Annotated in this window: 2 protein-coding genes; both read left to right on the top strand. The window is 42.8% G+C overall.

All coding sequences use genetic code 11. The annotated features are described in order from the left end of the window. Window positions 1–217: 217 nt before the first annotated feature. Window positions 218–481, top strand: a complete 264-nt coding sequence (locus tag ACLJQE_RS44680) for a hypothetical protein (RefSeq protein ID WP_410645928.1) — start codon at window positions 218–220, stop codon at window positions 479–481. Next, window positions 474–696: hypothetical protein (locus ACLJQE_RS44675; RefSeq protein ID WP_410645927.1), on the top strand; the 223-nt coding region annotated here is incomplete at its 3' end. The genes ACLJQE_RS44680 and ACLJQE_RS44675, both read left to right, overlap by 8 nt.

Genomic DNA, 696 nt, shown 5'->3' with positions numbered 1-696 from the left:
ATGAGGTTTACCGTATTTACTCGCGTAGCTGCCACCTGTGTTAACTGCCACCAAGAGGAATTTGGAGAGTTTGCTGGTAAACTAACTGTTGACACAGTCAAGAAGTTGTACGATGATAGAACACCAAAAGAACGAGAGGTATATATAGATGTGTAAATATGTTGTTGACTTTTCATCCCTACAAGATAGCATCTTGGGTAAATGTATCCTGTCAATGATGACAGAGCGCGGAGGCATTCTTTCTGTATGGGATCACCAGAAGCGTATGTCTGTTTATGATGGCGGTAGCCACAGACTGATTATCTCAATCGAGGACACGGTTGAAGGATTCACTACGATTGTTGCGTTCCTCCGTCTAATGGGTGGGGAGTTTCCGCAAATCAGTGGCCTCATTGAGGATATAATTGCAGAGATCTATAAAGGACGCCGCATGGTTATTGTCCGTAAATTTAAAAATTGTAAGGAGATTCAAATTGCGTAACTTAACATTCCGAGACATCTTAGCCCTGCCACGCGCTCCAGTGGATAGTGACTACAGCGACTACATTACTTCAGCTATTCGTTACGGGGCTATTGATAGTCCTCTGCGTGGTGCTTATGATGACCTGTATGAAGACAAGATCTTTAAGGATATTACCATCGGCGTATTGATTGATGACTACACAAACTTCCGTGGTACTGATATCTTTGTCTTGA

The sequence above is a fragment of the Amycolatopsis sp. lyj-346 genome, from assembly GCF_046548975.1.
GTDB lineage: Bacteria > Actinomycetota > Actinomycetes > Mycobacteriales > Pseudonocardiaceae > Amycolatopsis.
This window is presented reverse-complemented; position numbering and strand designations above follow the sequence as displayed.

Bases quoted from the DNA above. Each gene is read 5' to 3' on its own strand.
- ACLJQE_RS44680 (WP_410645928.1), top strand. From the start codon at position 218: ATGACAGAGCGCGGAGGCATTCTTTCTGTATGGGATCACCAGAAGCGT.